Genomic DNA, 22418 nt, shown 5'->3' with positions numbered 1-22418 from the left:
AGTGGCTCCCGGGTGATTCCGCTCGGCCACCCGGTCGACCTCAAGCATTGATCGCATGCTCGACTTCGATCGACTGCAATAGCAACTCGCTGAGCACAGGGTGCTGCTGATAGGCGCGAGAAGTCCCGCGCCACTGATCAACTGCGACGCACGCGACCGCGTTCGCCGGCCGAGCCCCTAGAGCGCCGCGATGTCCCGCGCCGCGCCCTTGTCCGCCGACAGAGCCAGCGCTGCATAGGCTTTGAGCGCAGGCGACACCACCCGCTGGCGGTCCTTCGGCGTGTACCCGCCGGAGGTTTCCAGAGCGGCGCGACGGCGATCCAACTCGTCGTCGGGGACGTCGAGGATGATGCTGCGGTGCGGGATGTCGATGGTGATGAGGTCGCCGTCCTGCACCAGAGCGATGGTGCCGCCGGCAGCGGCCTCGGGGGAGACGTGCCCGATCGACAGGCCCGACGAACCTCCGGAGAACCGGCCGTCGGTCACCAGCGCGCAGACCTTGCCCAGCCCGCGGCCCTTCAGATACGAGGTGGGGTAGAGCATCTCCTGCATGCCCGGCCCGCCCTTGGGGCCCTCGTAGCGAATGACCACCACATCACCGGGATGGATGCGTCCGCCCAGGATGGCGTCGACGGCGTCCTCCTGGGACTCCAGCACCACGGCCGGGCCGGAGAACTTCCAGATCGACTCGTCCACCCCGGCGGTCTTGACGATGCAGCCGTCCACCGACAGGTTGCCCCGCAGCACGGCGAGCCCGCCGTCGGCCGAGTAGGCATGCGCGACATCGTGAATGCAGCCGTCGGCGGCATCGGTGTCCAGGCTGTCCCACCGCTCGGACTGCGAGAACGCCGACGCCGAGCGCACACAGCCGGGCGCGGCATGGAACAGCTCCACCGCCTGCGGGGTCGCCGACCCACCGCGGATGTCCCACGCCCGCAACCACTCCGCCAGGGAGCCGGAGTGCACCGAATGCACGGTCTCGTGCAGGTGGCCGCCGCGCCACAGCTCGCCCAGGATGGCCGGGATACCGCCGGCGCGGTGCACGTCCTCCATCAGGAAGTGTCCGTTGGGGGCCACCTTGCACAGGCACGGGATCATCTGGCTGCGCTTCTCGATGTCCTCGAGGGTGTAGTCCAGCTCGGCCTCCAGCGCCGCGGCCAGCAGGTGCAGCACCGTGTTGGTGGACCCGCCCATCGCGATGTCCAGCGCCATCGCATTGTCGAACGCATCGCGGGTGGCGATGGCCCGCGGCAGCACGGACGCGTCGTCCTGCTCGTAGTAGCGGCGGCACAGGTCCATCACGGTGCTGCCGGCATCCTCGTACAGGGCGCGCCGCGCGGTGTGGGTGGCCAGCGTTGAGCCGTTGCCGGGCAACGCGAGCCCCAGGGCCTCGGTGAGGCAGTTCATCGAGTTGGCGGTGAACATGCCCGAGCACGATCCGCAGGTGGGGCAGGCGGCTTCCTCGATCCGGGCGATGTCGGCGTCGGAGACCTCGGTGTTCACCGCGTCGGCGATGGCGCTCACCAGGTTCAGCCGGGTCTTCACGGTGCCGTCGACCAGGACGGCGGTGCCGCCTTCCATCGGCCCGCCCGAGACGAACACGGTGGGGATGTTCAGCCGCAGGGCGGCCATCAACATCCCGGGAGTGATCTTGTCGCAGTTGGAGATACACACCAGCGCGTCGGCGCAGTGCGCGTTGACCATGTACTCCACCGAGTCGGCGATCAGTTCGCGTGACGGCAGCGAGTACAGCATCCCGCCGTGACCCATGGCGATGCCGTCATCCACGGCGATGGTGTTGAACTCCCGCGGCACCCCGCCGGCCGCGGAGATGGCCTCGGAGACGATCCGGCCCACCGGCTGCAGATGCGTGTGTCCGGGCACGAACTCGGTGAAGCTGTTGGCCACCGCGACGATGGGCTTGCCGATGTCGGAGCTCGCCACCCCGGCAGCGCGCAGCAGCGAGCGTGCGCCCGCCATGTTGCGACCGTGGGTGACCGTGCGCGACCTCAGTTCTGCCATGGCACCCAGCGTCGCAGCATGCCCGCCCACCTGGGAAGTCGGTACCGATGCTAGTACTGGTACCACTACCCTGAGGTGATGGACAAACGCGCGCGTCAACGCCTGGCGCTCGGGGAGTTCCTGCGCGCCCGCCGCGAGGCTGCACCCCGGGCCGAACTCGGTTTCCCCGCCGTACCCCGGCTGCGGACCAGTGGGCTGCGTCGCGAGGAGGTCGCGGTGCTCTCCGGCGTGAGCGTGACCTGGTACACCTGGCTGGAGCAGGGCCGCGACATCAACCCGTCGAAGCAGGTGCTCGACGCGGTGACCGGAGCCCTGCGGTTGTCGGCGGCCGAGCGGGATTACGTGCTGACCCTGGGTGGCTACCAACCCGAACCGGTGACGACCCCGGATGACGGCACGACGCCCGCCCACCTGCAGCGGTTCCTCGATGCCCTGGCCGGCTACCCGGCGTTCGTGATCGGACCCACCTGGGACATCGCGGCCTGGAACGACGCCTACGCCGCGCTGTATCCGAACATCGACACCGACGCCGCCGGTGACCGCAATCTGTTGTGGCGGGTGTTCATGGATCCCGCCATCCGGGAGTTGTTGCCGGACTGGGAGATCGACAGCAGGAGGTTTCTGGCCGAGTTCCGCGCGGAGGCTGGGCCGCGGGTCGGGGAAGCGGCCTACACCCGGCTGATCGACAGCCTGATGGCCGGCAGTGCGCATTTCCGGACGGGTTGGCAGGCCAGCAGTGTCGAGCGGTTCGCCTCCCGGGAGCGGCGGTTCTTTCATCCCCGGGTCGGCGAGCTCCACCTCGAACACCACCAGCTCACCCCGGCCGACGCGCCCGACACCCAGGTGATCGCCTACCTGCCGGTGCCGGGCGGCGATGCCGCAGAACGATTGACCCAGTTGGTGTCATCCGGCCGGTGACGGCGTGGCACCGTGGTAGCCGAGCGCGGTGTTTTCGGTGCGGATCCGCACGGTGAGCACCAGCGCGTTGGCCACGCTGAAGACAATGGCCGTCACCCACGCCGAGTGCACCAGTGGCAGCGCGGCCACCTCGGCGATCACGGCGGTGTAGTTGGGGTGGTGGATCCACCGGTATGGGCCCCCCTGGACCAGCGGGGCGTTCGGGATCACGATCAGCCGGGGGTTCCAGTGCTTGCCCAGGGTCGCCACGCACCACCACCGCACGACGGTGCTGATCACCACCACGGCCACCATCGGCCAGCCCAGCCAGGCGATGAATGGACGGTGCCACCCCCAGACCTCGACCACACACGACACCAGCAGCAGCGTGTGCATGGCCACCATGACGGGGTAGTGCCCGCGGCCGAATTCCCTGCCGCCGTGCGCCATCGACCACCGGGTGTTGCGCCGGGAGACCACCAGCTCGACCAGTCGCTCGGCGGCGACAGCGAGAATGAACAGGTAATACATCAGGCCCTCACCACTTCAGCAGCAGTAGTTCGAAGCTGAAGCCCGGCCCCATCGCCAGCATCACGGCCAGCGAATCGGGTGGGGGCGGATCGGCCAGGGTGCGCCGCAGCACGTCCAGCACCGAGGCCGAGGAGATGTTGCCGTTCTCCCGCATCGACTCGCTGCTGTGTGAAAGTGCCTGCGAGTCAAGCTCGATGGCGGCGACGATGGAATCGATCACCTTCGGTCCGCCGGGGTGGCAGATCCAGGTGTCGATATCGCTGGTGGTCAGTCCGTGCTCGGCCAGGAAGTCGTCCACCGCCGCCCGCAGATACCTGTCCGCCATTCGAGGCACCTCGCGCGACATCACCAGTCCGAAGCCCGCCGAGCTGACCTTCCAGCCCATCACGTCCACGGTGTCGGGGAACAGCCTGCTGCGGGTGGCAAGCACCCGGGGATCGTCGTGCACGCCGGCGTGCGAGGGCACCCGGTCGGCGCCGGTGCAGACCACCGCGGCGGCACCGTCACCGAACAGGCACACCCCGATCAGCGCCGGGATGGACGTGTCGTCGCGCTGCAGGGTGAGGGAACACAGTTCGACGGAGACCAGCACAGCCACCTGGTCGGGAAAACCGCGCAGGTAGTCGTGCACCCGGGCCAGTCCGGCGGCTCCGCCGACGCAGCCGAGTCCGAACAGCGGGATCCGTTTCACGTCCGGGCGCAGTCCCACACGGGTCGCCACGCGTGCGTCGACGGTCGGCACCGCGACCCCGGTGCTCGACACCGCCACGATGGCGTCCACTTCGGACGGGTCGATGTGGGAGTCGGCGAGGGCGGAGCGCACGGCTTCGGTGGCCAGGTCCACGGCGACCTCGAGGTAGGCGTCGTTGGCTTCGGTGAAACCGGAGAGGTGGGGATAGCGCGTCAACGGCAGCGCGAGGCTGCGGGTGTCGACGCCACTGGTCTGGGCGAAGCGCTGGAACTCCGGGCCACCCATGGTGGTGAGCTCACGCGCGACGTCGGTCTGGTCATAGCGGTGCCGGGTGAAGGCCACGGCGGTGCCCGCGACGCGAGGCGCGCCGCGGGTGACGGGAGTGTGCAGGTCGTGACGGGGGAGGTGCGAGATATCGGTCATGCGAGCGAAAGTACGAGCGCAAACACCGGATTTCGCTGTTCATTTCCCTACAATTCGGGTGTGTGACTCAGGGCACAATAGGGCCTCTCGAAGCCATACTGAACCATGAATTCATCAGGCGGGCAACGATGGGCTAACTGACGCGAGGGTAACCGCAAAAGTGCAGCACAGTGGCGGTATCGGTGTTAGAAGACCGCTGGACACAGAATGGCAGCAAAGAATGGCGGAAACGCTGTGCAGCCGCGTTTTGCGGGCGAGAAAATATACGCCGTGAAACCCCGGTGACGTGGGAAGGTGGTGCCCACCTGCTCTGAGAATGCTGGGAGCGGCGGATTGCCGCCACAGGAGTGTCCGAGGGGGGACTTGAACCCCCACGCCCGTTAATAGGGCACTAGCACCTCAAGCTAGCGCGTCTGCCATTCCGCCACTCGGACCTGTGTTTCGTGAGCACCCGCTTCGGCTACTACGCGTGGCGGGGCGACTAAGGCTAACGGATCTGCCCGCCTGATCCCAAACCAGGAGCCCGGCACCCAGGGTGGTAGGAAAGGAAGCCGTGAGCACACCAGCGCAAGAGGTCGTCGAACTCGTCAGCTCGCTGATCCAGTTCGACACTTCGAACACCGGTGAGCCGGCCACCACCAAGGGCGAGGAGCAGTGCGCCCGCTGGGTGGCCCAACAGCTCGAAGAGGTCGGCTACACGTGTGAGTACGTCGAGTCGGGCGGGCCCGGGCGCGGCAATGTGTTCGCCCGGCTGGAGGGGGCCGACCGCAGTCGTGGCGCGCTGATGATCCACGGCCACCTCGACGTGGTGCCCGCCGAAGCCGCCGACTGGAGCGTGCACCCGTTCTCCGGGGCGGTCGCCGACGGCTACGTGTGGGGCCGCGGCGCCATCGACATGAAGAACATGGTCGGCATGATGGTCGCGGTCGCCCGCCACTTCAAGCGCGAAAACATCGTCCCGCCGCGGGATCTGGTGTTCGCGTTCGTCGCCGATGAGGAGGCCGGCGGCAAGTACGGCTGCAAGTGGCTGATCGAGAACCGTCCCGACCTGTTCGAGGGCATCACCGAGGCCGTGGGGGAGGTGGGCGGTTACTCGCTGACGGTACCCACCCGCAACGGCGGCGAGCGCCGGCTCTACCTGATCGAGACAGCCGAAAAGGGCATGCTGTGGATGAAACTCACCGCACGCGCCCGCGCCGGGCACGGCTCGATGATCCACCCCGACAACGCCGTCACCATCCTGGCCGAGGCGGTGGCCAAGCTCGGCCGCCACCAGTTCCCCCTGGTCCTCAGCCCGGCGGTGCGGGAGTTCCTGGCGGCGGTCGCCGAGGAGACCGGCTACGACTTCGATCCGCAGTCACCGGATCTCGACGGCACCGTCGCCAAGCTCGGATCGATTTCGCGGATCATCAGCGCCACGTTGCGCGACACCGTGAACCCGACCATGCTCAAGGCCGGTTACAAGGCCAACGTCATCCCCGCGACGGCCGAGGCCGTGCTGGACTGCCGGGTGCTGCCGGGGCGCCAGGCCGCCTTCGAGCGGGAGGTGGACGAGATCATCGGCCCCGACGTCAAGCGCGAGTGGGTGACCGAGTTACCGTCCTACGAAACGTCTTTCGACGGTGATCTGGTGGCGGCGATGAACAGCGCACTGCTGGCCGTCGACCCGGAGGCCCGCACGGTGCCCTACATGCTCTCGGCGGGCACCGACGCAAAACACTTCGCGCGCCTGGGTATTCGGTGCTTCGGGTTCATCCCGCTGCGCCTGCCGCCGGAGTTGGATTTCACCGCGCTGTTCCACGGCGTCGACGAGCGGGTACACGTTGACGCGTTGACGTTCGGAGTCGAGGTACTCGAGCATTTCCTGAAGAACTGCTGACCGAGAGGATCCCCACCACCATGGCTTTTCCGTACAACCCGTACGACTTCCTGCCCAAGCTGCCCACTTTCACCGTCACCTCGCAGTCCTTCACCGACGGCCGGCCGTGGTCGCAGCCTCAGGTCAGCGGCCTGATGGGCGCCGGCGGGGAAGACCAGTCGCCGCAGCTGAGCTGGTCGGGGTTCCCCGAGGAGACCCGCAGCTTCGCCGTCACCGTCTACGACCCCGACGCGCCCACCGGCTCCGGCTTCTGGCACTGGGCAGTGGCCAACCTGCCCGGCACCGTGACCGAGCTGCCCGCCGGGGTGGGTGACGGCAGCTCACTGCCCGGCGACGCGATCACCCTGCGCAACGATGCCGGGTTGCGCCGGTTCGTCGGCGCCGCACCGCCGCCCGGGCACGGCCACCACCGCTACATCGTCGCCGTGCACGCGCTGCAGGTCGAGAAGCTCGACGTCACCGAGGACTCCTCCCCGGCCTACCTGGGCTTCAACCTGTTCTCCCAAGCCATCGCCCGTGCATTGATCCACGGGACCTACGAACAGAGTTAGCGGCGCAGTCGCGGCACCCCGGCCAGCAGGCCCCGCTGCGGTACGCCCATGATCGGCTCGGCAGCCGCCCCCACCTCGGCCAGCACGTCGTTGGCGGCCAGTACCCCCGACATCGACGAGCGCTCCATCAACCCGGCGAGGTAGGGCAGTTCGATGTAGTCGCCGGCCAGCCGCAGCCCGCGGGCGTCGGTGCGCACCCCCGGCCGGGTGCCCGCCGACCCCGGCGGGAACGACGGCGCGGTGGCCTCCAGCCGGTCGGTCCGGTGCAGCACCGCCGCGTCCCGGGTCTCCGGCCACAGCACGGCCAACTCCGCGGCCAGCGCGTCGCCGGCTGAGCGCGCGTCATCGAGCGGGCACGAGTACGAATGCAGCTCCACCACCGAACCGCCCTGCGTGCGGGCCCACTCGATGCTGGGCTTCTCCAGGCGGGAGTACACCGCGATGGAGTCCAGGGTCGGCTGTCCGCTGACGGCGCTGAACGCCGCCCGCTCCGGGGCAACGTCACGGTCGAACCACAGCCGGGTCACCGCAAATGGCGGCGCCACGGTGAGCTTCTCGCACTGCTGCTCGAGCAGCGGAGCCGACAGCGGCGACTGCGCCACCAGCGAGCGCAGCGCCCCGGGATCCAGCGCCACGATGACGTGCCGGGTCGAGAACTCCGCCCCGCCGGCCCGCACCCGCCAACCGGGCCCGTCGGGTTCGATGGTGCTCACCCGGGTGCCGGTGTGCACCGCGGCGCCACGCTGTTCGACATAGTGCCGCAACGGATTCCACACGGCAGTGCCGTGATCGGTGTCGGGCACGTCGAAGCCGATGCCCTCCGGATTGCCCAGGAAGTAGTAGTGGAACATCGCCACCAACTCGGCAGCCGACAGCTCGGACTGGTTGCAGAAGAAGGACCGCGCGAAGGCCTCGAACAACATGCTGCGGGTGCGCTCGGACATCCCGAGGCTGTCCAGGAACGCGGCGGCGTCCACATCGTCGAGTTGGGCGACGGTGGTGGCGCGGTCGTAGGCCAGCAACGCCTGACCGGAGTTGGGGTCGGCATGCAGGAAGTCGCGGTAGGTCAGGCTCTTCGAACGCAGGATCAGCGCGGCCAGGTTCAGCGGCGGCGCCGCGGGCAGGCCGGAGAGATCCTCCGGTGGCCAGGAAGCTGAGATCACGGGATAGGACCCCGCCGACTTCAGGAACGTCAACTGCGGATCGGCGCGGCGCAAGATGGCCCGCCAGGTGTAGTAGTGCCGGAAGAACGCGTGGAAACCATGTTCGATCATTTGCTCGGTGCCGTCGGGCAGCCGTTCCGGCCAGGCCCCCAGCCGGCCACCGAGGTGGTCGTTGGCTTCGAGCAGTGTCACGCTGACCCCGCGTTCGGCCAGGATCACCGCCGCCGACATGCCGGCGATGCCTCCGCCCACCACCACCGCTTCGGTGCCGGGCGGAGCGTCCCGGGGCAGCAGCGGGTCCGGGGTCACCAAGGGGCGGGGTCGCATGCGGAGCGGGGCGGCCCGGCTGGTCAGGGGAGTCAGAACGAACCTCACTCTGCGTAGTGGCGGCGCGCGAGCCGCACAGCGAACGGAATGGCGATGGCACCCATCAGAACACCACCGACGAGGGCGGACCCGGGCAGCCCGAAGAACACCAGGTGCCCGAGTGTGGAGGAGAAGTACACCCAGAGATACAGCGTCGACGCCGGACCGGACACCCCGTCCTGGCGGGGCAGGGCGAGGTTGAGCACGGCGATCAGGATCAGGCTCACCAGGAGCCAGCCCAGGTAGTTGGTCAGCGGGATGCCCGGCACCAGCGGCAGCCCGGGGTCGGGATGGTGCCAGGTCCAGTGCCCGGCGTCGACCATCTGCGGATCCAGGAACAGGTCCCACGCCGACAGCGCCAGCGCGCCCAGCAGCACCACCACAACCGGTCTGGCGGCCAGGGTCCGGGCCACCACCAGCGCGGGCCAGGCCATCATCGTCCACGCCAGCGGCACCACCGCAGGCACACCCAGCACCTCCAGTCCCAGGGTGCCGGTGTAGTTGTAGGACCCGAACGGCCAGCCGGTGGCCACCCCGACGGACTCGGCCAGCAGCCCGCCGCCGCCGGCCACCGCCACCAGAGCCGCCGCCCCGGATGCCCCGTAGCGGCGGAACACGTCGGCCACCGCGGCCAGGAAGAACACCACCACGCTGGTCACGGTCACCGCGGTCCGCGACGATTCGGGGATCAACGGGTAGGCGATCTGGACTCCGATCGCGGCGACCACCAGCGCCCAGCTCACCTGGCTGAGGCGCACCGGCGCGACGGATGGGGCCAACGCCACGATGTCTGCACCTCCGCGCTCGGAACGGGGATCCGTAGGCTTTGCAGGTGCCCGCCGCGCGACCCTGCAAAGACCGGTTCTCCACCATTGTCGCCCTCGGCTCCGCGCTGGCGTGCGTCGGTACCGTCCACCAGCTGTTCAACCGGCGGTTGTTGCGCCGCCCGCCTGCGGATCCCGCGCCGCACAGCGACGGGGTGAGCGTGCTGGTGCCCGCCCGCGACGAGGCGCACCGCATCGGACCCACCGTCGCCGCGCTGGTGGCTCAGCAGGGGCCGACGCGGATGGAGATCCTGGTGCTCGACGACAACTCCACCGACGGCACGGCACAGGTGGTGACCGCGGCGGCACGGTCGGACCCGCGGGTGCGGGTGCTGGCCGGGACCCCGCCCCCGCCGGGAACCCTCGGCAAACCGCACGCCTGCGCCCAACTGGCCGCGGCGGCACGCTTTTCGACGCTGGTGTATGTCGACGCCGATGTGGTGCTGCACCCGCGGGCCATCGCCGCAGCCGTCGACCTGCTGCGCGGAACCCCACTGGATCTGGTGAGTCCCTGGCCCCGGCAGCTCACCGCCGGGGTGCTCGGCCGGCTGATCCAGCCGTTGCTGGCCTGGTCGTGGCTGACCACCGTGCCGCTGCGGGTGGCCGAGCGCTCCCCGCGGCCGTCGCTGGCCTTCGCCAACGGGCAGTTCCTGGTGCTGGACGCCGATGCGCTGGCGCGCGCCGGCGGCTGGCAGGCTGTGCGCGGTGAGGTACTCGACGACATCGCCCTGGCCCGGGCGATGCGCCGCGCCGGGGCGCGGACAGCCGTGGCCGACGGGGCCGAGCTGGCGACCTGCCGCATGTACGCCACCGGCCGGGAGCTCGCGGTCGGGTACCGCAAGTCGCTGTGGGCGGCGTTCGGCTCGCCGCTGGGCGCAGTGGCGGTCGGCGCCGCACTCGGGGTGGTCTACGTGGTGCCGGCCGCGGCGATGCTGACCGGTTCCTGGGTGGGCGCACTCGGATACGGTGCCGCCGTGCTGGGCCGGGTGTCGGTGGCGCGCTGGTGCGGCGACCGGGGGCCGGCGGCGGTGCTCGACGGTCTGGCCCACCCGCTGTCCGTGCTGGCCCTGCTCGGCCTGCTCGCCTGGTCCTGGGTGGGGCGACTGGCCGGGACCCTGCACTGGAAGGGACGGCCCCTGTGAACCGCGCCGTGGTGATCGGCGCGGGGCTGGCCGGGCTCGCCACCGCGGCGCGGCTGGCCGCGGCCGGCCACCGGGTCACCGTGTTCGAGAGCGCGCCGGCGGTCGGGGGCAAGCTCGGTGTGCTCGAGCGCGACGGGTTCACCTTCGACACCGGCCCTTCCCTGCTGACCATGCCGGGGGTGCTCGACCAGCTGTTCGCCGACACCGGCGGCCCGGCCGAGCTGAGCTGGACCCCGGTGGATCCGGCGTGTGCCTACCGGTTCGCCGACGGCACCGAGCTGACGATGCCGCACGACCCCACGCAGGTGCCCGCAGCACTGGACGCCGCGCTGGGTGCCGGTGCCGGTCAGTCTTGGCAGCGCCTGCACGCCCGGTCCGCGCGGCTGTGGGAGCTGGTGGGTGAACCTGTTCTGCGCCAACCCGTTTCACTGCCCGCTCTGGCCCGGATGAGTGCGCGGCCGGCCGACCTGCGCGCCGTGGCGCCGTGGCGCACCATCGACGGCCTGGGGCGCCGACTGCTGCCGGACCCGCGGCTGCGGATGTGGCTGAACCGCTACGCCACCTACTCCGGCTCCGACCCCCGCCGCACCCCGGCGGTGCTGGCGGTGACGTCGTTCGTCGAGCAGGAGTTCGGCGCCTGGTACGTGCCCGGAGGGTTGCGCCGCATCGTCGACGCGCTGGCCGCGCGCTGCGTCGAACTCGGGGTACAGATCGTCACCGGCGCCGCGGTGCAGTCCGTGCTGATGCAGGCCGGGCGGGCCCGCGGGGTCCGGGTCGACGGCCGCGACGTGGCCTCCGACGTGGTGGTGTGCAACGCCGACGCCGCTGTGCTCTATGGGCGGCTGTTGCCGGCCGCGGCTGCCCCGGTGGCCCGGCGCGTGGTCCGCCGCACCGCCGCCTCGATGTCGGGTTGTGTTCTGCTGCTGGGTCTTTCGGGCCGCCATCCCGGTGCCGCACACCGGGTGTACTTCCCGGCCGACTACGACGCCGAGTTCGACGCGATCTTCGGCAGGCACCCGCATCCGGTGCCCGATCCCACGGTGTACGTCCACGCCCCGGATGACCCCGCGCTACGACCCGATGACGATTCGGAAGGCTGGTTCGTGATGGTGAATGCCCCGGAGCACCGGCCGGGATCCGGCGTGGACTGGGACGCCCCCGGCATCCGCGAGCGCTACACCGAACGGGTGCTCGACGTGCTGGCCGGGCGTGGGGTGGACGTGCGCAGCAGACTGCGCTTCGTCGAAACCATCACCCCGGCGGATCTGCAGCGGCGCACCGGTGCGCCCGGCGGGGCGATCTACGGCAGCGCCTCCCACGGACCGCGGGCCGCGCTGCGCCGCCCGGCCAACCGCAGCCCGGTGCCGGGGCTGTTCCTGGTGGGCGGCTCCGCGCATCCCGGTGGCGGCATCCCGCTGGTGCTGATGTCGGCCGAGATCGTCGCGCGCCTCATCGGCCCTGCGGAAAACGCGGCGGGATCGACCGCCGGATCCCGACGATTAGCTGCCGCATCCCCATCACGCCGACGGCTGTCCACGTGACGGCCAGTCCGAAGGCCCAGTCCCAGCCCAGTCCGGGGACTCCGGCCGGGAACACCGCCACGCCGGCGGCGGCCACCCCGACCAGGATCAGCCGGGTGGGCCGTTCGGCGACCGTCACCGCACCGACCCCAGGCATCCCGACCGACTGGGCACGGGCGCGTAGGTACTCCAGCAGCAGCACCAGCGTCAGCGCGGCCACCACCCAGCCCAGCGGGGCGCCGAGTGTCACCAGCACGGCACCCAGCAGCAGATCGCCCAGCCGGTCGGCCACCGCGTCCACCACGGCGCCCAGCGGTCGGGCCCGCCCGGTCTGCAGGGCCACCGCCCCGTCCAGACCGTCGAAGACCCCGGCCAGCAGCACCAGCGGCACCACCAGCACCGGCAGGCCCCGGGCCGCCGCAACCCACGCCAGCCCCAGGGTCAGCACACCCGCAGCCGACAGCGCATCCGGGGGGATCCTGGTCACCGGCCCGGCACACAGCGCCCGCACCATCCGCAGCCAGCCGCGGACCAGCAACGAGGGCTGCACGCCGCCGTGCAGCTCCGACCAGCCCTTGTCGTCCGAGGTCATGAGGCCAGCCTGCCAGGAACCCCAGGTGCCGCGGTGAGCCGGTTGACCAGGATGGCCTCCGACGTCCGCAAGACGTTCCCGGGCAGCGACATCGCCCTGTGGGCCGCCGGGGCCACCTACTTCGGCGTCATCGGGCTGGTGCCGCTGGCGCTGGCCTCGCTGTGGGCCGCGGGTGCCCTCGTCGGCCACGACACCGTGACCGCCGCGATGGACGCGGCCATCGGCGGGTTGCCCCAGGGCCACGGCACACCCGAAGCGCTGCGCACCCTCACCCGGGTGGCGCTGGCGATGTCGTGGTGGCAGGCCCTGGTGGTGCTGTTCCCGGCCAGCCTCTACGGGGAAGGGTTACGGCGGGCGTTTCGGCAGATGACCGCGGCCGGCGACACGCTCACCGGCTGGCGCGGTCGCTTCGGCCTGCTCGGCGTGGCCGCGGTGGCACCGTTCCTGGTGCTCGGGGTGCTGGCGTCGGCGCACTACGTCGGCCCGCTCTATGCGGGTACCGGCTGGACGCTGGTGTGGGGGGTGGTGGTGGCCTTCCACGTCGTGTGGATCACGGTGTCGCTGGCTCTGGTCGGCGTCTTCGCGCTGATCGCGCCCGGTCGGCTGGGCCGGCGGGCGCTGCTGTTCGGGGCCTTCGGCACCGGCGCCATGACGGCCGGGTTCCTGCAGGGGTTCGTGTTGTTCCTGGCGATTCCCGTCGAGTGGTCGGCGCCGTTCGGCGGCATGCCGATCATCGGGTCGGTGACCGCACTGGCGCTGTGGCTCTACATCCTGCACATCCTGGTGCTGTGCGGGTTCCGGGTCACCGTGGCGCTCGACGGGCTCCTGCCGGACTGACCGTCATCGCGTCGGAGAGCTTGGACTCCGAGCGCACCTGCAGCCGGGTGCGGTCGGCGCGGAACAGGTCCACCGAGTACTCCATGGGCCGGTCGAACTGGTCGTAGCCGATCCGTTCCAGCTGCAGCACCGGGGTACCTGCCGGCTGGCCGAGCCGCGCGCCCTCGGCGGCCGACAGCGAGACGATCTCGATCGACTCGTCCACCACCGAGATGCGCACGCCCAGCCGCGACCACAGCGTCTGGTACATCGACGTCATCTCGGTGTCCAGTACTGCCGCCAGTTCCGGGCGCAGATACATCTGCTCCAGCGCCAGGGTCTCGCCGTCGGCGAAGCGCAGTCGTAGCAGCGAGACCACCGACTGTCCGGCGGACAGCTGCAGTGCCCGGCACACCGTGGCCTCGGGGGAGACCATTCCGGCCCGCAGCACCGAGGTGCCGTCGCGGAAACCCTGCTCCGCCAGGATCTCCGGGATGCCCTTGACCGTGTTCAGGCTGCGCAGCACTCCGCGACTGCCGCAGTAGGGCTGCGACGCCGCAGGTGCGGCATCCCGGGACGTGACCGTGCTCAGATAGGCCCCACCCGCGCGGCCTTTGACCCGGTGGATGGTGCCCTGGCGTTCCAGCAGTTCCAGCGCTTTGCGCACCGTGGTCCGCGATGTGCCGAGGCGTTCTGCGAGCACACGTTCGGCGGGCATCCGTACCTCACCGCGCCCGGCCAGCTCCTCGGCCAGACGTCGTAGTGCTTCGTGCGCATGCGCAACAGCAAGCATGAATTCACGTTATCGGCGCGCTGCGGCCACCGCAGGGGGCGGCGGCTGCTGTTTACATGCGTTTAACGCCGGGCTCATCGAACCAGAAATGGTCTAACCGGACAGTCGACTCCGTGACTGAACGAGACCGCCGCATCGAGCTCGGGTTCTCGATGGCCACCCGGGCCGGTGCGATCGCGCGCCGCTACTTCGAGGCGCAGGACCTCGCGGTCGACCTCAAGGCCGACGGGTCCCCGGTCACCGCCGCCGACCGCGAGATCGAACTGATGCTGCGCGCGGCCGTCGAGGCCGATTTCCCCGAGGACTCCTTCACCGGCGAGGAGTTCCCGGACACCCACGGTTCCAGCGGATTCCGCTGGATCGTCGATCCCATCGACGGCACCAAGTCCTTCGTCCGCGGGGTGCCGTTGTATGCCAACCTGATCGCCCTGCAGGAGGGCGACGAGATCGTCTTCGGCATGATCAACCTGCCCAGCGCAGGGATCGCGGTGCACGCCGAGAAAGGCAAGGGCTGCTGGCGCAACGGCACCCGGGTCTCGGTGTCGGACCGGCCAAGCCTGGACGGGGCCTATGTGATGGCCACCTGGCTCGAGGACTGGGACCCGTCGGTCATCTCCGACCTGCACAGCCAGAACGTGGTGCTGCGCACGTGGGGCGACGCCTTCGGCTACGCCATGGTGGCCTGCGGCCACGCCGACGCGGTGGTCGACTACACCGCGCGCGACTTCGATCTGGCCCCCATGCCGGTGATCCTGGCCGAGGCCGGTGGCCGGTTCACCAGCCTGGACGGGCGTGAGGTCTTCGACGCCGGCAACGGCATCGCCACCAACGGACATATCCACCACCAGCTGCTGCCATGGCTGTCATCGGCATTCGACCACGAAGGGATTCATGCATGAAGGAGTTCATCAGGGGCGTGCCGCGACGCACCATCGTCGGGTTCTTCGGCACGCTGTATGCGCTGGCGCTGCTGTTCGCACTCTTTCCGCCACTGTATCTGTGGGGCAGCGGAATTCGGTTCGAGATCCTCGGCATCCCGTTCGCCATCATGTACTGGATCGTCAACGCCCTGGTCCTCGGGCTGACGCTGACGGCCTTCTACGTGGTCGAGGACATCCGCGGCGAGCTCGACGACGACTCGACCGAACACGAATCGAACGCCCCAGTTACCGGAAGCCTCGGAGGCTGATATGTGGATCATGCTCAGCATGCTGGCGGTCTTCTACGCCATCGTCGTCGCCATTCTCTATGTCACCCAACAGAAGACCGCTCCCAGCTTCGATGAGTACGCCGTGGGTGGCCGTGCCTACGGCCCCTGGTACGTGGCCATGAGCTACGTCAACTCGTGGTGGCCGGGGTCGACGTTCATCGCCTTCTTCGGTCTGGCCGCCGGCGCCGGGGTGTTCGGCCTCTACGGCCTGGCGTACTCCTCGCTCGGCGTGGCGATGATGTACTTCATGGCCACCCGGGCCTGGCGTTGGGGCAAGAAGTACGATCTGCGTTCGCAGCCCGACCTGCTGGGCAAGCGCTTCAATTCGCCTGCCGTGCGGGTGATCTCCAGCCTGATCGGCATCGTGTCCCTGTTCCCCTGGGTGGTGCTCGGCATGCAGGCACTGGGATCGGTGTTCGAGTTGGCCAGCGACGGCGCATGGTCGGTGACCACCTGCCTGATCGTCGGCCTGGCCGTCATCATCATCCGGCAGTACTGGACGGTGCGGATGGGGATGCGCGGTCTGATCATGACCGACGCCTTCCAGGGCACCGTCGCCTACGTCTTCGCCGCGGTGGTCTGTCTGGTGCTGCTGTCCGGGGTGGCCGGCGGGCCCATCAGCTTCGCCGTCCTGGGAGATGTGGCCGACGAGTTCCTCACCCTGCCCGGGGACGGCGGCTCCTACGGACCGCTGTACATCTTCGCGCTGATTTTCACCGGCGTGATCGGATCGCTGTGCTGGCCCACCAGTTTCCAGCGCATCTACACCGCCTCCAGCGTCCGGTCGGTGAAGTCCGGCACGTTGTGCACGGTCTTGATCTCCGGCGTGTTCTACACGCTGCTGATGCTGGTCGGTATCGCCGCGACCGTCATGCCCGACGTGCTGGACGCGCCGCAGATGGGCTGGTTCACCATCATGAGCGACTACGGCGGCACCTGGCTGCTGGGTCTGGGTGTCACCATCGTGTTCGCCGCCTCGATGGGCCACATCGACGGCAGCGTCCAGGTGTGCGGTCTGCAGATCGCCAACGACCTGGTCAACACCGAGCGGCGGCCGCTGTCGGACAAGCAGCTGACCCTTGTGGCGAAGACGTCGATGATGGGCTTCATGGCCGCCGCCGGTGTGGTGGCGTACGTGACGTTCAACATGGAACGCCTGCAGCTGCTGGCCCAGATCTCCTACCAGGGCATCGTGCAGCTGGCGGTGCCGCTGTTCCTGGGCATCTTCTGGAAGGGCGGCAACAAGCAGGGCGCCATCGCGGGCATGGTCTCCGGCTTCCTGGTCGCCATGGTGCTCACCTGGATCTACCCCGACGACATCCGGGCGCTGGGCAGCCTGACCGGCGGCATCGTCGGCATCGGGGTGAACCTGGTGGTGTTCCTGGGCGCAGCGTGGTTGATCAAGACCGATGACACCGAAAAGGCCAGGGTGACAGCCATGTTCGACGTGGCACGGACCTCGGTCAAGGGTGCTCCCGCCGCTGAGGCACCACTGGTCCAGGGAGCTCCGTGAGTTCAGCTGACCTCAGCGACCACACGTTCCTGGCGGACTTCGCCGAACTGTCGGCCATCGGCGCCACCGCCGCGGGCGGCGTGCACCGTGAAGCGGCCACCGCGGCCGACGGCCGGGCCCGGCAGTGGCTGCGGGACTGGTTCACCCGACACGGGCTGACGACCCTGGTGGACCAGGTGGGCAACATGTACGGCTGCGCACAGCACGATCCGGAGGCACCGTACGTTCTGGTGGGATCACACCTGGACAGCCAACCCACCTCGGGCAGGTTCGACGGCGCCTACGGGGTGCTGGCAGCTGCGTACGCCGCCGCCCGACTGCAGGCAGACCCGCCCGCAGGCATGCACCTGAACCTGGCCGCGGTGAACTGGTTCAACGAAGAGGGCTCGCGATTCTCGCCGAGCCTGATGGGCAGCGGGGTGTACATCGGCAAGTTCGATGCCGAATCCGTGCTCGACACCGCCGCCCCCGACGGCACCACCGTGCGGCAGGCGCTGCAAGACATCGGTTTCCACGGCCGAGACACCCCGCTGGTGGCCGCGGCGTTCGCCGAGATCCACATCGAGCAGGGCCGCACCCTGGTCGACGAGGGCTTCGACATCGGTGTCGTCAACCGCAACTGGGCTGCCTACAAGTACGTCATCACCGTCACCGGCGAACAGTCGCACACCGGCGCCACCCACATGCGCTACCGCCGCGACGCCCTGGTGGGTGCCAGCTCGGTGGTGCTGGCGGTACGCGAGGTGGCCCGCGAGTTCCCCGACGGCGCCCTGCTGAGTTCGGTGGGCCAGTTCACCGTAGAGCCCAATTCGCCGGTGGTGGTGCCCGCGCGGGTCCGCCTGGCCGCCGATCTGCGCGCGCTGGACGCCGACCTGCTGGCCGCCGCCCATGCCAGCCTGAGCGCCAAGCTGGCCACCATCGAGGAGGTGACGGTGACCGTGGAGTCGGCCACCCTCCGGCACTCCAAGGCCTACCCGGAAGCCGGCGTCCGGCTGGCCGGCGCGGTGGCCGAAGAGCTGGGACTGCGCTGCCGGGAGCTGCCCACCATGGCGGGTCATGACTCGGTGAACCTCACCGACCTGGTGCCCACCGTGATGTTGTTCGTGCCGAGTGTCGACGGGATCTCGCACAACGAACGGGAATTCAGCACCGACGCGCAGATGCTGGCCGGCGTGGGCATGCTGACCGCCACCACCGCACGGTTGGTCACCGGCGCCCTGGAAGGAGCCCGCACGTGACCGACGTCCTCGACGGCGACATCGCCGCGCTCACCGGCGCCTACCGCAGCGGACAGACCTCCCCGGTGGAGGTCCTGGAGGCCACGCTGGCGCGGGTGGCGCAGCGCAACCCGGCCATCAACGCGCTGGCCCACCTCGACGCCGACGGCGCCGCGGAGGCCGCGCACGCCTCGGCACGGCGCTGGGCCGCGGGCACCGCGCGCTCACCGCTGGACGGTGTTCCGGTGACCATCAAGGACAGTGTGAACGCCGCCGGAATGCCCTGGCGCCACGGCTGCCTGGCCTTCGACGACGTTCCCGACGCCAGCGTCGACGCCCCGCCGGCCGCGCGGCTCAAAGAGGCCGGCGCCGTCATCGTCGGCAAGACCACCATGCCCGATTTCGGCATGATGGCCGCCGGCGTCAGCTCCCTCTACGGCATCACCCGCAACCCCTGGGACCTGACCCGCAGCACCGGTGGCTCCAGCTCCGGCGCGGGCGCCGCCCTGGCCGCCGGCATCGGATTCGCCTCGGTGGGCACCGACATCGCCGGCTCGGTCCGGCTGCCCGCCGGGCACTGCGGGCTGGTGGCCCTCAAACCCACCCAGGGCCGGATCCCGCACCTGGCGCCGTCGACCATGCGCTCGGCCGGCCCGATGGCCCGCACCGTCGGAGACGCGACGCTGCTCTACGACGTGCTGAGCCGCCCCGACGCCCGCGACCTCTGGGCGCTCGCCGCCGAATCCGGAGCAACTTCACCGGAACCGTTGTCGCCGAACGGCCTTCGAATCGGTGTGCTGACCGAGCTGAATCCCGGGTTCGCTGCCGAAGCGGCCGTTGCCGAGGTGGTGGGCACCGCCGCCGCGGCACTGGCCGCGGGGGGTGCCACCATCGCGGCGATGGGGCCGGTGTTCGACCGCGACCCCTACCCGGCGCTGGACCGGGTGTTCGCGGTGCGGGCCGTCACCGAGCTGCAGTCCATCCCCGAGGATCGCCGCCACCTGGTGCACCCGGTGATCCGCGACTGGTGCGCCTCGGCCGCCGACCACACCGCTGCGGACTTCACCCGGGACAGCGAAGCCGTGGCCCGCTCCGCGGAGACCATGCGCGCCGCCTGTGCCGAGTACGACTTCGTCATCGCGCCCGTACTGCCGATGGTCGGCTTCGCCGCCGAGGTGTGTGGCGGTGACGAGTCACACCCGTTGGCGCACTGCGGGTTCACCGCCTGGGCCAATCAGACCGCCGCGCCCGCGTCGGCGGTGTGCTTCGGCTTTGCGGCCGGCATGCCGGTGGGGGTACAGGTGATCGGCCCCCGGCTGGCCGACCGCGCCGTCCTGCGGCTGACCAAGTGGCTGGAGACGGCCCGCGGATTCGATATCGACTGGCCGCACCCTGTGGCGGCCGGGGTAGGAGGCACGCGGTGACCATCACCGATCAGCTCGGCGGTCTGGGAGTGTCCCTCCAGGGCGCCGTCAGCGCGGACCCCACCCCGTCGATGGCCAGCCCCAGCTGGTGGGGCGCGGATTCCGAATGCCTGGACGTGCGTTCGGCGTCTCAGGCGGTGTTCGTCAAGACCATGATCGGCCACGCCGGGGCGTACGTCGACATCCCGCATGCGTTCAGCGCCGCCGTCGCGGCGGGGGAGTCGGGTATCGGGCCCACGGTGCTGGCCGCCGACGCCGATGCCGGAGTGCTGGTCCTGGAGAACCTCTGCGACACCGCGTCGACGGCCACGGTGGACCGGTTCGACGATCCCGACGCCTTGGCGGCGCTGATCGAGCTCCGGACCCGGGTGCACACCGGTGCCGGCATCACCAGAACGGCGACGGTGTTCGACGACATCCGAGCGCTGACCGCTCTGGCGCACGCCACCGGTGTGGCATTGCCGCAGGACTTCGGGTGGATGCTGCGGATGGTGGACATGGCCGAGAAGAAGATCCTGGCAACTGGTTTCGACTCCGTGCCTGCCCACGGTGACGGCAACGTCTCCAACGTGCTGCTGGCCGACGACGGCCGGATGCTCCTGGTGGACTGGGACGTCGCGGCGGTGATGGATCCGCTGCAGGACATCGGTGTACTGCTGGCCGAGGTCCGCCCGTTCGATTCCCAGGCCCGCGCGGCGTTCGAAATGGCCTGGGGCAGCTATGACCAGAGCCTGTTCGACCGCGCCCGGGTGTACGGCATCGTCGACCTGGTGCGCTGGGGCCTGATCGGCGCGTACGCCGACGCCGCGCGCCCGGGCACGCTGGAGTACTCCAAACTCTCGGACTGGCAGTTCCTGCGGGCCCGGGCCGGCCTGGCCGACGGGCACTTCCACGATCGATTGGAGAGTCTGTGACGCTGACCGACGAGCGCCCCGACCGGGCGGGCGAGCGGACGGTGGGTTCGGCCCGCACCGCCGTGGAACGCCGCGTCGAGGACGTGCTGACCGGCATCGAGCGCTGGCAGGGTCGTACCCTGACCTACGCTCCCGTGCTGGGTGGTCTGATGAACAGCAACTGGCGCATCGCCGTGGAAGGCTGCGACACCCGGTACTTCCTCAAGATCCCGGGCGATGGCAGTGACGCCTTCATCGATCGCAGCCTGGCCAATGAGGCCGCCCGCCGCGCCGGTGAGCGTGGGATCGGCGCCGAGGTGGTGCATTTCGACGCCGCGACCGGGGTCGAGGTCATCGAGTTCCTGGAGGGCTACCGGGCCTGCACCAACGGCGACTTCAAACGGCCGGAGGTGCCGCGCGAGATCATCGGCATCTACCGCAAGCTGCACGACGGCAGTCTGCTCGGCGGCACCAAGACCATGTTCGACATGATCGACGAACACCTGGGCCAGGCCCGGGAGATGGGCGTGCGCCTGCCCGTCGACGCCGACCTGATCCTGGGGGAGTACCAGCAGGCCAAGTCGGCATTACTGGCGGGTGGCCTCGATCTCGTTGCCTGCCACAACGACCCGATGCCGGGCAACTTCCTGGTGGCCGACGGCCTGCCGATGCGGATGGTGGACTACGAGTTCGCGTCCAACAACGAACGGGCCTACGAGCTGGCGCTGTTGATCGTCGAGATGTTCTACACCGAAGAGCAGGCGCTCGAACTCATCGAGCAGTTCTACGGCAACACCGACTTCGCCACCGTGGCCCGGGTGCAGGTGTGCTGCGCCCTGGCCGACACCAAGTGGGGCCTGTGGGCGGTGGTCAACCAACAGCTCAACACCACCTGGGATTTCGACTACCACAAGTACGGGCTGTGGAAGCTGATGCGGGCGCGGCTGAAGATGTCCGACCCGCGGTGGGCCTATTGGCTGACCGCGTTGTGAACCTACTCGCCGACGGCGGCCGCCCGCCCGTTCGGGTACGGCAGGTCGATGCCGTGTTCGTCGTAAGCCCGCAGGATGGCCCGGCGTAGCCCGCGCTGCACCGACCACTGCGCATTCGGGCGCACCTTGACCGTCATCCGCAACTTGATCAGATCCGGGGAGAGCTCCTGGACGCCCAGCATCTGCGGCTCGCCGATCACCTTGCCGGCCATGGGCCCGTCGGCCACGGCGTCCCGGGCGGCGTCCACGGCCACCTGCTCGGCGCGCTCCACGTCGGCGGTCAGTGCCACCGGCACCTCGATGCGGGCCACGGCGTACTCCTGGCTCATGTTGCCCACCCGGGCGATCTCCCCGTTGCGCACGTACCAGAGCGTGCCGTCGATGTCGCGGACGGTGGTGACCCGCAATCCGACGCTTTCCACCTCGCCGACGGCCTCGCCCAGATCGACGGTGTCACCGACGCCGTACTGGTCCTCCAGCAGCATGAAGACACCGGTGACGAAATCGCGGACCAGGTTCTGCGCGCCGAAGCCGATGGCCAACCCGACCACGCCGGCGGACGCGATGAACGGCGCGATGTTGACCCCGAACACGTTCAGCAGCGCCAGCACCACCCAGACCAGCAGCACGATCGACACCGTCGACTTCAGCACCGAGCCGATGGTCTGCGCCCGCTGCTGGCGACGCAGCAGCACCTGTTCGCTGGTGGCCGTCGAGGGCACGCGGTCGCGCAGGTACCGCACCAGCGGGGGTGTGCGCGCCCCGCGCTCACGGTCGGGGTCTTTGCCGCTGCGGACGGCCGTGGCGCGGTCGATCATCCGGTGGAAGATCAACCGCAGAATCAGGACCACCACCAGGTAGGCCGTGACGCGGATGGGGACTTCGATCAGCCAGTGCCGACTGGTGTCCGTCCATTCGAAGGCGAGAAACGAAACATCCATGGGTCTCCACCCTACGAC

At 69.7% G+C, this 22418-nt stretch carries 21 protein-coding genes and 1 tRNA gene; 13 read left to right on the top strand and 9 right to left on the bottom strand.

The features are described from left to right. Positions 1-177 precede the first annotated feature (177 nt). Entirely contained in the window at positions 178-2022 is a 1845-nt protein-coding gene (gene ilvD, locus G6N58_RS27015) for a dihydroxy-acid dehydratase (RefSeq protein ID WP_115282026.1), read from the bottom strand. A gap of 78 nt (positions 2023-2100) precedes the next feature. Here ilvD and G6N58_RS27010 point away from each other — a divergent pair, with 78 nt between their 5' ends. After that, positions 2101-2940: a helix-turn-helix transcriptional regulator gene (locus G6N58_RS27010; RefSeq protein WP_115280772.1), complete on the top strand. Its 840-nt coding sequence runs from the start codon at positions 2101-2103 to the stop codon at positions 2938-2940. Here G6N58_RS27010 and G6N58_RS27005 read toward each other — a convergent pair. The 3 genes from G6N58_RS27005 to G6N58_RS26995 all read right to left on the bottom strand — a co-directional run bounded on the left by G6N58_RS27005 (position 2926) and on the right by G6N58_RS26995 (position 4998). After that, positions 2926-3450 carry an isoprenylcysteine carboxyl methyltransferase family protein gene (locus G6N58_RS27005; RefSeq protein WP_115280773.1) on the bottom strand — a complete coding sequence of 175 codons (525 nt, stop codon included), beginning with the start codon at positions 3448-3450 and terminating at the stop codon, positions 2926-2928. The genes G6N58_RS27010 and G6N58_RS27005 overlap by 15 nt on opposite strands. A gap of 7 nt (positions 3451-3457) precedes the next feature. Next, positions 3458-4564 (bottom strand): type III polyketide synthase, encoded by a 1107-nt coding sequence (locus G6N58_RS27000; protein ID WP_163908461.1) that lies wholly within the window; start codon positions 4562-4564, stop codon positions 3458-3460. A gap of 348 nt (positions 4565-4912) precedes the next feature. Then, a tRNA-Leu gene (locus G6N58_RS26995) sits at positions 4913-4998 on the bottom strand. A gap of 119 nt (positions 4999-5117) precedes the next feature. Here G6N58_RS26995 and G6N58_RS26990 point away from each other — a divergent pair. Further along, positions 5118-6443: a M20/M25/M40 family metallo-hydrolase gene (locus G6N58_RS26990; protein ID WP_115280774.1), complete on the top strand. Its 1326-nt coding sequence runs from the start codon at positions 5118-5120 to the stop codon at positions 6441-6443. Positions 6444-6463: 20 nt separating this feature from the next. Further along, positions 6464-6994 (top strand): YbhB/YbcL family Raf kinase inhibitor-like protein, encoded by a 531-nt coding sequence (locus G6N58_RS26985; RefSeq protein WP_115280775.1) that lies wholly within the window; start codon positions 6464-6466, stop codon positions 6992-6994. On the opposite strand, the gene G6N58_RS26980 is transcribed toward G6N58_RS26985, so the two are convergent. Both G6N58_RS26980 and G6N58_RS26975 read right to left on the bottom strand, forming a co-directional pair. Continuing rightward, complete coding sequence (locus G6N58_RS26980) at positions 6991-8532, bottom strand: FAD-dependent oxidoreductase (protein WP_163908457.1); 1542 nt, start codon at positions 8530-8532, stop codon at positions 6991-6993. The two genes, G6N58_RS26985 and G6N58_RS26980, sit on opposite strands and share 4 nt — an antisense overlap. Next, positions 8529-9308 (bottom strand): carotenoid biosynthesis protein, encoded by a 780-nt coding sequence (locus G6N58_RS26975; protein WP_232068020.1) that lies wholly within the window; start codon positions 9306-9308, stop codon positions 8529-8531. The genes G6N58_RS26980 and G6N58_RS26975 overlap by 4 nt, the downstream gene beginning before the upstream one ends. A gap of 47 nt (positions 9309-9355) precedes the next feature. On the opposite strand from G6N58_RS26975, the gene G6N58_RS26970 reads away from it, so the two are divergent. Together G6N58_RS26970 and G6N58_RS26965 are read left to right on the top strand one after the other, a co-directional pair. After that, a complete protein-coding gene (locus G6N58_RS26970; protein ID WP_163908455.1) occupies positions 9356-10489 on the top strand; it encodes a glycosyltransferase family 2 protein in 1134 nt (377 codons plus the stop codon). After that, on the top strand, positions 10486-12030 hold the full coding sequence (locus tag G6N58_RS26965) for a phytoene desaturase family protein (protein WP_115280778.1): 1545 nt from the start codon (positions 10486-10488) through the stop codon (positions 12028-12030). The genes G6N58_RS26970 and G6N58_RS26965 overlap by 4 nt, the downstream gene beginning before the upstream one ends. Here G6N58_RS26965 and G6N58_RS26960 read toward each other — a convergent pair. Continuing rightward, complete coding sequence (locus G6N58_RS26960) at positions 11939-12601, bottom strand: CDP-alcohol phosphatidyltransferase family protein (RefSeq protein WP_115280779.1); 663 nt, start codon at positions 12599-12601, stop codon at positions 11939-11941. The two genes, G6N58_RS26965 and G6N58_RS26960, sit on opposite strands and share 92 nt — an antisense overlap. Positions 12602-12634: 33 nt before the next feature. Between G6N58_RS26960 and G6N58_RS26955 the strand changes: the two genes are divergently transcribed. After that, positions 12635-13438: a YhjD/YihY/BrkB family envelope integrity protein gene (locus tag G6N58_RS26955; protein WP_147289419.1), complete on the top strand. Its 804-nt coding sequence runs from the start codon at positions 12635-12637 to the stop codon at positions 13436-13438. On the opposite strand, the gene G6N58_RS26950 is transcribed toward G6N58_RS26955, so the two are convergent. Then, the gene (locus G6N58_RS26950; protein WP_115280781.1) at positions 13404-14210 is read right to left on the bottom strand and encodes a GntR family transcriptional regulator; all 807 of its coding nucleotides are present in this window, start codon (positions 14208-14210) and stop codon (positions 13404-13406) included. The genes G6N58_RS26955 and G6N58_RS26950 overlap by 35 nt on opposite strands. 113 nt (positions 14211-14323) lie before the next feature. Here G6N58_RS26950 and G6N58_RS26945 point away from each other — a divergent pair, with 113 nt between their 5' ends. The 7 genes from G6N58_RS26945 to G6N58_RS26915 are packed head-to-tail and all read left to right on the top strand — an operon-like array spanning position 14324 to position 21459. Further along, positions 14324-15109 (top strand): inositol monophosphatase family protein, encoded by a 786-nt coding sequence (locus G6N58_RS26945; protein ID WP_163908453.1) that lies wholly within the window; start codon positions 14324-14326, stop codon positions 15107-15109. Beyond that, positions 15106-15399 (top strand): hypothetical protein, encoded by a 294-nt coding sequence (locus tag G6N58_RS26940; protein WP_115280783.1) that lies wholly within the window; start codon positions 15106-15108, stop codon positions 15397-15399. Before G6N58_RS26945 ends, G6N58_RS26940 begins: the two co-directional genes overlap by 4 nt. Before the next feature lies 1 nt (position 15400). Continuing rightward, positions 15401-16933 (top strand): sodium:solute symporter family protein, encoded by a 1533-nt coding sequence (locus tag G6N58_RS26935; protein ID WP_115280784.1) that lies wholly within the window; start codon positions 15401-15403, stop codon positions 16931-16933. Further along, positions 16930-18171, top strand: coding sequence for a hydantoinase/carbamoylase family amidase (locus G6N58_RS26930; protein WP_115280785.1), 1242 nt, complete (start codon positions 16930-16932; stop codon positions 18169-18171). Before G6N58_RS26935 ends, G6N58_RS26930 begins: the two co-directional genes overlap by 4 nt. Then, positions 18168-19574, top strand: a complete 1407-nt coding sequence (locus G6N58_RS26925) for an amidase (protein ID WP_163908451.1) — start codon at positions 18168-18170, stop codon at positions 19572-19574. Before G6N58_RS26930 ends, G6N58_RS26925 begins: the two co-directional genes overlap by 4 nt. Next, complete coding sequence (locus G6N58_RS26920) at positions 19571-20488, top strand: phosphotransferase family protein (RefSeq protein WP_115280787.1); 918 nt, start codon at positions 19571-19573, stop codon at positions 20486-20488. The genes G6N58_RS26925 and G6N58_RS26920 overlap by 4 nt, the downstream gene beginning before the upstream one ends. Beyond that, positions 20485-21459 (top strand): choline/ethanolamine kinase family protein, encoded by a 975-nt coding sequence (locus G6N58_RS26915; RefSeq protein WP_172545032.1) that lies wholly within the window; start codon positions 20485-20487, stop codon positions 21457-21459. The genes G6N58_RS26920 and G6N58_RS26915 overlap by 4 nt, the downstream gene beginning before the upstream one ends. A gap of 2 nt (positions 21460-21461) precedes the next feature. On the opposite strand, the gene G6N58_RS26910 is transcribed toward G6N58_RS26915, so the two are convergent. Beyond that, positions 21462-22400, bottom strand: coding sequence for a mechanosensitive ion channel family protein (locus G6N58_RS26910; RefSeq protein WP_115280788.1), 939 nt, complete (start codon positions 22398-22400; stop codon positions 21462-21464). Between the last annotated feature and the right edge of the window lie 18 nt (positions 22401-22418).

This window comes from Mycolicibacterium tokaiense (assembly GCF_010725885.1).
GTDB classification, from domain to species: domain Bacteria; phylum Actinomycetota; class Actinomycetes; order Mycobacteriales; family Mycobacteriaceae; genus Mycobacterium; species Mycobacterium tokaiense.
The sequence above is the reverse complement of the archived record's forward strand: the minus strand, read 5'-3'. Positions and strand labels throughout refer to the sequence as shown.

Bases quoted from the DNA above. Each gene is read 5' to 3' on its own strand.
- ilvD (WP_115282026.1), bottom strand. From the start codon at position 2,022: ATGGCAGAACTGAGGTCGCGCACGGTCACCCACGGTCGCAACATGGCG.
- G6N58_RS27010 (WP_115280772.1), top strand. From the start codon at position 2,101: ATGGACAAACGCGCGCGTCAACGCCTGGCGCTCGGGGAGTTCCTGCGC.
- G6N58_RS27005 (WP_115280773.1), bottom strand. From the start codon at position 3,450: ATGTATTACCTGTTCATTCTCGCTGTCGCCGCCGAGCGACTGGTCGAG.
- G6N58_RS27000 (WP_163908461.1), bottom strand. From the start codon at position 4,564: ATGACCGATATCTCGCACCTCCCCCGTCACGACCTGCACACTCCCGTC.
- G6N58_RS26985 (WP_115280775.1), top strand. From the start codon at position 6,464: ATGGCTTTTCCGTACAACCCGTACGACTTCCTGCCCAAGCTGCCCACT.
- G6N58_RS26960 (WP_115280779.1), bottom strand. From the start codon at position 12,601: ATGACCTCGGACGACAAGGGCTGGTCGGAGCTGCACGGCGGCGTGCAG.
- G6N58_RS26950 (WP_115280781.1), bottom strand. From the start codon at position 14,210: ATGCTTGCTGTTGCGCATGCGCACGAAGCACTACGACGTCTGGCCGAG.
- G6N58_RS26940 (WP_115280783.1), top strand. From the start codon at position 15,106: ATGAAGGAGTTCATCAGGGGCGTGCCGCGACGCACCATCGTCGGGTTC.
- G6N58_RS26935 (WP_115280784.1), top strand. From the start codon at position 15,401: ATGTGGATCATGCTCAGCATGCTGGCGGTCTTCTACGCCATCGTCGTC.
- G6N58_RS26910 (WP_115280788.1), bottom strand. From the start codon at position 22,400: ATGGATGTTTCGTTTCTCGCCTTCGAATGGACGGACACCAGTCGGCAC.